Origin of the sequence: Phenylobacterium sp. (assembly GCF_046590535.1) — a bacterium.
GTDB lineage: Bacteria > Pseudomonadota > Alphaproteobacteria > Caulobacterales > Caulobacteraceae > Phenylobacterium.
Genome location: NZ_JBKJTG010000199.1, coordinates 1 through 7057, shown reverse-complemented (window position 1 = coordinate 7057; position 7057 = coordinate 1). Strand labels below are relative to the sequence as shown.

Here is a 7057-nt window from a genome sequence, read left to right as displayed (position 1 = left end):
GCCGGGCCGAGGTCCAGCGGCTGATCGAGACCTGGCTCGGCGCCATGCCCGACGCCCGCGAGCGGTGGGCGCTGCTCAAGCTGATGACCCGCGAGCTGCGCGTCGGCCTCACCGCCCGCCTCGCCAAGCGCGCCGCCGCCGAAATGGGCGGTGTCGAGCCGGCCGAGATCGAGGAGCTGTGGCACGCGCTGCACCCGCCCTACGAGGACCTGTTCGCCTGGCTGGAGGGCCGCTCGGAGAAGCCCTCCTCCGACAACCCCGGTCGTTTCCGCCCCGTTATGCTGGCCCAGGCGATCGACGAGGAGGTCGACTTCGGCAAGCTCGACCCGGCTGACTACGCCGCCGAGTGGAAGTGGGACGGCATCCGCGTGCAGCTGGTCAACGAGGGCGGCGAGCGTCGGCTCTACACCCGCACCGGCGACGACATCTCCCGCACCTTCCCCGACATCCTGGACGCCATGGACGACGAGGGTGTGCTGGATGGCGAACTGCTGGTCATGCGCAAGGGCAAGGCCGCCAGCTTCGCCGATCTCCAGCAGCGGCTGAACCGCAAGACCGTGGACCCCAAGGCCTTGGCCAGCCACCCGGCCGGCATCCGCGTCTACGACCTCCTGGCCGACGGGGCGGAAGACACCCGCACCCTGCCGTTTTCTGAACGGCGAAAGCGCTTGGAGGCCTTCGTCGCCCGCCAGGCCAGCCCGCGCATCGACCTGTCGCCGATGCAGCCTTTCGCGACCTGGGCGGAGCTTGCCGCCCTGCGCGCGGAGCCGCCGCCGGGCGACCCGCAGGTGGCCGAGGGGTTGATGCTCAAGCGGTTGGACTCGATCTACGAGGCTGGCCGCCCGAAGGGGCCCTGGTTCAAGTGGAAGCGCGACCCGTTCCTGATCGACGCGGTGCTGATGTACGCCCAGCGCGGCCACGGCAAGCGCTCAAGCTTCTATTCTGACTACACCTTCGGGGTCTGGCAGGAGGACGCCGCCGGCCAGCGGGCGCTGACCCCGGTGGGCAAGGCCTATTTCGGGTTCACCGACGAGGAGCTGAAGGGGATCGACAAGTTCGTGCGCGACAACACGCTGGAGCGGTTCGGTCCGGTCCGCTCGGTGCGCGCCGAACCTCACGCCGGCCTGGTCTTCGAGGTGGCCTTCGAAGGCCTGCAACGCTCCCCCCGACACAAGTCCGGCGTCGCCATGCGTTTCCCGCGGATCAGCCGCATCCGCTGGGACAAACCGCCGGGTGAGGCCGACGAGCTTACGACCCTGGAGCGGATGCTGGACCAGATGGAGGCACGCTAGGCGGTAGTCCCTCCACTTCCAGGAAATTCATCAGGTTCCCGCCGGGGAACAACAGGCCCCGGACGCCAGCCCGGGCCGCCGCTTCCAGGTCGGAGGGCTTGTCGCCCACCAGCACGGAGCGGGCGCGGTCGATGGGCAGGTCGGCCATGGCGCGCACGATCATCCCGGGGTTGGGCTTGCGGTCCGGCGGGTCGGGATGGCGATAGGCTTCCACCGCCGCCTGGGGATGTTGCGGGGCGTGGTAGAGCGCGTCGATCCGCCCGCCCGCCCGCGCCAGGTCCTCGACCATCCGCGCGTGCAGGGCGTGCATCTCGGGCTCCGAGTAGAAGCCGCGGCCGACCCCGGACTGGTTGGTCACCACCACCACCAGCCAGCCGGCGCGGTTGAAGGCGACCACCGCCTCCCGGGCGCCCGCGATCCAGCGGAAATCCTCCCACCGGTGGACGTAGCCGCGGTCCTCGTTCAGCACGCCGTCCCGGTCGAGGAACAGCGCCGGGCGGGCCTGGCTATCGGGGGGTGTCTCGGTCACAGGCGTGACTATAGCGGCCGCCGCCGAGGTCGCGATTTCAAAAAGCCCAGTTCGCGGTCTAAGGTCGCCGCCCTGCCCAACGAAACGACAGTTCCGAGGTCCCGATTGTCCGCGCCCCCCGTCCTCACGCTCGACAACCTCAAGGTCGACTTCGACACCCATGATGGGGTGGTCAACGCCGTCCGCGGCGTCTCGCTGTCCATTCCCCGCGGCGAGACCCTGGGCGTGGTGGGCGAAAGCGGCTCGGGCAAGAGCCAGACTTTCATGGCGGTGATGGGCCTCCTGGCCCGCAACGGCCGGGCCACCGGCTCGGCGAAGTTCCAGGGTCATGAGCTGTTGGGCCTCAAGCCCAGCCAGCTCAACAAGATCCGCGGGTCGAAGATGACCATGATCTTCCAGGACCCGCTGACGGCGCTCACCCCCCATGTGCGGATCGGCGAGCAGATCGCCGAGCCGCTACGCCTCCACCAGGGCATGAGCGACCGCGACGCCCTGGCCCATGCCCGTCTGTGGATCGAGAAGGTCCGCATCCCCGACGCCGCCCAGCGCCTGCGCCAATATCCCCACGAGCTTTCTGGCGGCATGCGCCAGCGGGTAATGATCGCAGCCGCCATGGCCGGCGGCCCGGAGCTGCTGATCGCCGATGAGCCCACCACGGCGCTGGATGTCACCGTCCAGGCCGAGATTCTCGACCTGATGGCTGATCTGCAGCGCGAGACCGGCGCCGCCATGGTGCTGATCACCCACGACATGGGGGTCATCGCCCGCCTGGCCGACCGGGTGTGCGTGATGAAGGACGGCGCCTACCTCGAGGAAGGCTCGGCCACGGAGATATTCTCCGCGCCCAAGACCGACTACACCCGCGCCCTGCTGGCCGCGATCCCTCGGCTCGACCGCGACGACCGCGGCGGCCGGCCCCAGACCGCGCCGGCGCCCACCGACGGCCCCATCGTCGTGGAGGGCCGCGACGTGAAGGTCTGGTTCCCGGTCCACGAGGGCATCTTCGGCAAGACCCGCAACCTGCGCGCCGTGGACGGCGTCTCCTTCCACGTCCGCCAGGGCGAGACCCTGGGCATCGTTGGCGAGAGCGGCTCGGGCAAGTCGACGCTCGCCCGCGCGGTGCTCAACCTGATCCCGGCTACCGAGGGCGCCGTCACCCTGATGGGCCGCGACATCACCCACGCCCAGCGCGAGGAGATGCGCAACGCCCGGCGCGACCTGCAGATCGTCTTCCAGGACCCGCTGGCCAGCCTCGACCCGCGCATGACCATCGGCGATTCCATCGCCGAGCCGCTGAAGGTGTTCAAGGGCGACCTGGACCGCGCCGCCCGCGACGTCGAGGTCCGGGCCATGATGGACAAGGTCGAGCTCGACCAGGCGATGATCAACCGCTACCCGCACGAACTGTCCGGCGGTCAGAACCAGCGCGTGGGCATCGCCCGGGCGATGATCCTGAAGCCCAGGCTGGTGATCTGCGACGAGGCGGTCTCGGCCCTGGACGTGTCGATCCGCGCCCAGATCATCGACCTGCTGATCAATCTCCAGAAGGAAATGGGCCTGGCGATGATCTTCATCAGCCACGACCTGGCGGTGGTGCGCGAGATCAGCCACCGGGTGCTGGTGCTCTACATGGGCCGGGTGGTGGAGACCGCCACCCGCGACCGGCTCTACAGCGACCCGCAGCACCCCTACACCAAGGCGCTCCTGTCCGCCGCGCCGATCCCCGATCCGGCCATCGAGCGTAACCGCAAGCGGCTGAAGCTGGTGGGCGAGCCCCCCAGCCCCATGGACCCGCGCGCAGCCCTGCGCTTCCTGCCCTCGCGCCTGCCCCTGGATCCCAACGCGCCGTTCGCCATCCCGGAGCTGCGCGAAGTGGTCCCCGGCCACCTGGTCGCCGAGTTCGATCCGCCCAGCGAAGCCGCCTGAGCCGACCATGAAGATCACCCCTGTGCTGATGTCCGGCGGCGCGGGGACCAGGCTGTGGCCTTTGTCGCGCCAGGCGCGGCCCAAGCAGTTCCATCCCCTTGGCGGCGAGCGCACCCTGATCCAGGACACCGCGCTGCGGGTGACCGGCGACCTGTTCGGCCCGCCCATCGTGGTGGCCAACGCCGCCCACGAGTCCCTGGTCCGCGGGCAGCTCGCCGCCATCGGCTTGACCCCGCGCGCGATCCTGCTGGAGCCTGCCGGCCGTAACACCGGTCCCGCCGCCGCCGCGGTGGCCGCCTTCGTGGCCCGCGAGGACCCCGAGGCGCTCCTGCTGCTGCTGCACGCCGACAACAGGGTGCGCGACGTGGCGGAATTCCGCAGAGCCGTGGCCGCAGGCATCCCGGCCGCCGCGGCCGGCGCCCTGGTGGTGTTCGGCATCCACCCAACGGGTCCGGAGACCGGCTACGGCTATATCCGCGCCGCGGCAGGCGATGGCGCGGCCCGACAGGTAGACGCCTTCGTCGAGAAGCCCGACCTGGCTAGTGCCCAGGCCTATGTAGCGGACCCGGCCTATAGCTGGAACGCGGGCGTGTTCCTGTTCAGCGCCGGCCTGTTCCTGGCCGAGGTTCGCAGTCTGGTCCCCGCCATCGCCGAGGCCGCGGAAGCCGCGGTCGAAGCGGCGCAGGGTTCGGGGGATGCCGTGATCCTCGGTGACGCCTTCCTGGCCGCCCCGTCCGAGGCCATCGACACCGCCATTTTCGAGAAGACCAACCGCGCGGTCGTGGTCGATGCCGACATCGGCTGGAGCGACGTGGGAACCTGGCAGGCCCTTTGGTCGGACGCCCCGCAGGATGCCGCCGGCAACGTCGGCGCCACCGTGACCGCAGGCGCCACAGGGTGCCTGGTGATCAGCGACGGCACGCCCGTGGTGCTGGCCGGGGTGGCGGACCTGGCGGTGATCGTCGAGAACGGCGTCGTCCTGGTGGCCCGCCGCGATGACCCGGAAGCCATGCGCGCCGCGGTGGCCGCCCTCAGGGCGTCTGGGCGCGAGGATTTGCTGTAGGCGCGACTGGCTTTCCCCGGCGCTGACCCCGAACGGCTAGTCGTCGGTGTTGACCCTGGCCATCACCGCCTGGCCGGGTGGCAAGGACGGCGCAGGCGAGGCGGATCACGGACTCAACTCCACTGGAAGACGCGGCGGGACCTTGGCGGTCCTCCGAGCCAGGCAAGATTTGCTCGAAGGGCCGGGCGCCGTTAAGTTGCGCGCCTTTCGCGCCCGCCCCTGACCCTCCCTAGAAACCATGACCCTGAGCTTTGACGACATCCTGGCCGCCCGAGACCGGCTGCAGGGTCATATTGAGCGGACCCCGTGCCGCCGCTCGCGAACCCTGTCGGAGATCACCGGCGCGGACGTGTGGGTGAAGTTCGAGAACCTGCAGTTCACGGCCGCCTACAAGGAGCGCGGCGCGCTCAACAAGCTCCTGCAGCTCACCGAGGCGGAGAAGAAGCGCGGCGTGATCGCCGCCTCCGCCGGCAACCACAGCCAGGGCCTGGCCTACCACGCCGCCCGCCTGGGCATCCCGGTAACCATCGTGATGCCCAAGACCACGCCGTTCATGAAGGTCCAGCAGACCCGCGCCCACGGCGCCGAGGTGGTGATCGACGGCGAGGGCTACGACGACGCCTCGGCCACCGCTGCCCGGATCTGCGACGAGCGCGAGCTGACCTTCGTCCACCCCTTCGACGACCTCGATGTGATGGCCGGCCAGGGCACCGTGGCGCTGGAGATGCTGGAGGACGTCCCCGACCTCGAGGTGCTGCCGGTGCCGATCGGCGGCGGCGGGCTGATCGCCGGCATGGCCACGGCCGCCAAGCACCTCAACAAGGACATCAAGGTGATCGGCCTGGAGCCGGCCATGTACCCTTCGTTCACCGCCAAGATGCGCGGCGTCAACGCCGGCGCCCAGGCCGGCGGGGCGACGATCGCCGAGGGCATCGCGGTCAAGCAGGTGGGCGACCTCACCTACGGCGTGGTCCGCCCGCTGATCGACGAGGTGCTGCTGATCGAGGAGCCGCACTTTGAGAAGGCCATCGCGCTCTACTGCAACGTCGAGAAGACAGTGGCCGAGGGCGCCGGCGCCGCCTCCCTGGCCGCCCTCTTGGCCTATCCGCGCAAGTTCCGCGGCAAGAAGTGCGGCCTGGTGATCACCGGGGGCAATATCGACACCCGCCTGCTGGCCAGCGTGCTCACCCGCGAGCTGGTCCGCGAGCAGCGCATCGTCAGCCTGCGCATCATCGGCGACGATCGCCCGGGCCTTTTGGCCAACGTCGCGATGATCATCGGCCAGATGGGCGCCAACATCATCGAGGTGGCGCACAACCGCCTGGCGCTCGACGTGCCGGCCAAGGGCGCCGAGTTCGACCTGATGATCGAGACCCGCGACGCCCAGCACACCCAGGAGATCATGGATGCGCTGCGCGAGGCGGGCTATCCCCCGAGGGCTGTCTGATGCTGTTTCGCCTGCTTGCCGTCGTCCTCGCTTCCGCCAGCCTGGGCGCCTGTAACAAACCCGGCGGCCCCTCCGCCGAGGCCAGGGCGATGGCCCAGGCGGCGTCCGTTCCGACGCCCGAGGGCAAGGCCTTCCTCGACAAGGCGGCCAAGGAGGCCGGCGTCCAGCCGCTCTCCGACGGCATCCTCTACAGGGTGGTCCGCTCGGGCCCCGCGGCCGGCCTGAAGCCCCAGGCCGGCGACGAGGTGAAGGTCCACTACGAGGGCAAGCTGATCGAGGGCAAGGTGTTCGATAGCTCCTACGAGCGCGGCCAGCCCGCCGCCATGCCGCTCGACGGCCTGATCCTCGCCTGGCAGAAGGCGCTGCCGCAGATGCGCCCCGGCGACGAGTGGATCCTCTACGTTCCGCCGGCCATGGGCTACGGCGCGGAGGGGGCCGGCGGCGGCGAGATCCCGCCCAACGCCGTGCTCATCTTCCGCATCGAGCTCATCGACGTCCTGCCCAAGCCTGGCCGCATCCAGCAAGGCTAGGCCGACACCAGCAGCGTCTGGGTCGGGCAAAGCTGGTGCTGCCGCCGCCCGGCCGCCTCGCCCACCGTGCAGCGGTCGCGGCGCAGCGCCCGGATGCCGTCGGAATCCATCAGCGTGATCCCTCGCGCCGTCACCGAGCGGATGCAGGTCCAGTGCTCGCGCTTGCCCGACAGCCGGATCATCACCGAACCGGCCCCGAACGCATCGCCGTGGTCGAGAATCTTCGCCCAGTATTCCGCCAGCCCTTCGGGCGCCTGGCCGAACGCCCGC

Annotated in this window: 7 protein-coding genes; 5 read left to right on the top strand and 2 right to left on the bottom strand. The window is 70.1% G+C overall.

The annotated features are described in order from the left end of the window. A partial coding sequence (locus ACLL81_RS11785; RefSeq protein ID WP_411288536.1) for a cisplatin damage response ATP-dependent DNA ligase occupies nt 1-1292 on the top strand: 1292 nt, incomplete at its 5' end. Here ACLL81_RS11785 and ACLL81_RS11780 read toward each other — a convergent pair. Then, nucleotides 1249-1821, bottom strand: coding sequence for a D-glycero-alpha-D-manno-heptose-1,7-bisphosphate 7-phosphatase (locus ACLL81_RS11780; RefSeq protein ID WP_411288535.1), 573 nt, complete (start codon nt 1819-1821; stop codon nt 1249-1251). The genes ACLL81_RS11785 and ACLL81_RS11780 overlap by 44 nt on opposite strands. Before the next feature lie 105 nt (nt 1822-1926). Here ACLL81_RS11780 and ACLL81_RS11775 point away from each other — a divergent pair, with 105 nt between their 5' ends. From ACLL81_RS11775 to ACLL81_RS11760, 4 genes are all read left to right on the top strand, one after another. After that, entirely contained in the window at nt 1927-3747 is a 1821-nt protein-coding gene (locus ACLL81_RS11775; protein WP_411288534.1) for a dipeptide ABC transporter ATP-binding protein, read from the top strand. Between the two features lie 7 nt (nt 3748-3754). After that, nucleotides 3755-4810, top strand: coding sequence for a mannose-1-phosphate guanylyltransferase (locus ACLL81_RS11770; RefSeq protein ID WP_411288533.1), 1056 nt, complete (start codon nt 3755-3757; stop codon nt 4808-4810). A gap of 238 nt (nt 4811-5048) precedes the next feature. After that, the gene (locus ACLL81_RS11765; protein ID WP_411288532.1) at nt 5049-6257 is read left to right on the top strand and encodes a threonine ammonia-lyase; all 1209 of its coding nucleotides are present in this window, start codon (nt 5049-5051) and stop codon (nt 6255-6257) included. Beyond that, nucleotides 6257-6787, top strand: coding sequence for an FKBP-type peptidyl-prolyl cis-trans isomerase (locus ACLL81_RS11760; protein ID WP_411288531.1), 531 nt, complete (start codon nt 6257-6259; stop codon nt 6785-6787). The genes ACLL81_RS11765 and ACLL81_RS11760 overlap by 1 nt, the downstream gene beginning before the upstream one ends. On the opposite strand, the gene ACLL81_RS11755 is transcribed toward ACLL81_RS11760, so the two are convergent. Continuing rightward, nucleotides 6784-7057: hypothetical protein (locus ACLL81_RS11755; RefSeq protein ID WP_411288530.1), on the bottom strand; the 274-nt coding region annotated here is incomplete at its 5' end. The two genes, ACLL81_RS11760 and ACLL81_RS11755, sit on opposite strands and share 4 nt — an antisense overlap.

Coding starts and splice junctions, on each gene's coding strand:
- ACLL81_RS11770 (WP_411288533.1), top strand. CDS start 3,755: ATGAAGATCACCCCTGTGCTGATGTCCGGCGGCGCGGGGACCAGGCTG.
- ACLL81_RS11765 (WP_411288532.1), top strand. CDS start 5,049: ATGACCCTGAGCTTTGACGACATCCTGGCCGCCCGAGACCGGCTGCAG.
- ACLL81_RS11760 (WP_411288531.1), top strand. CDS start 6,257: ATGCTGTTTCGCCTGCTTGCCGTCGTCCTCGCTTCCGCCAGCCTGGGC.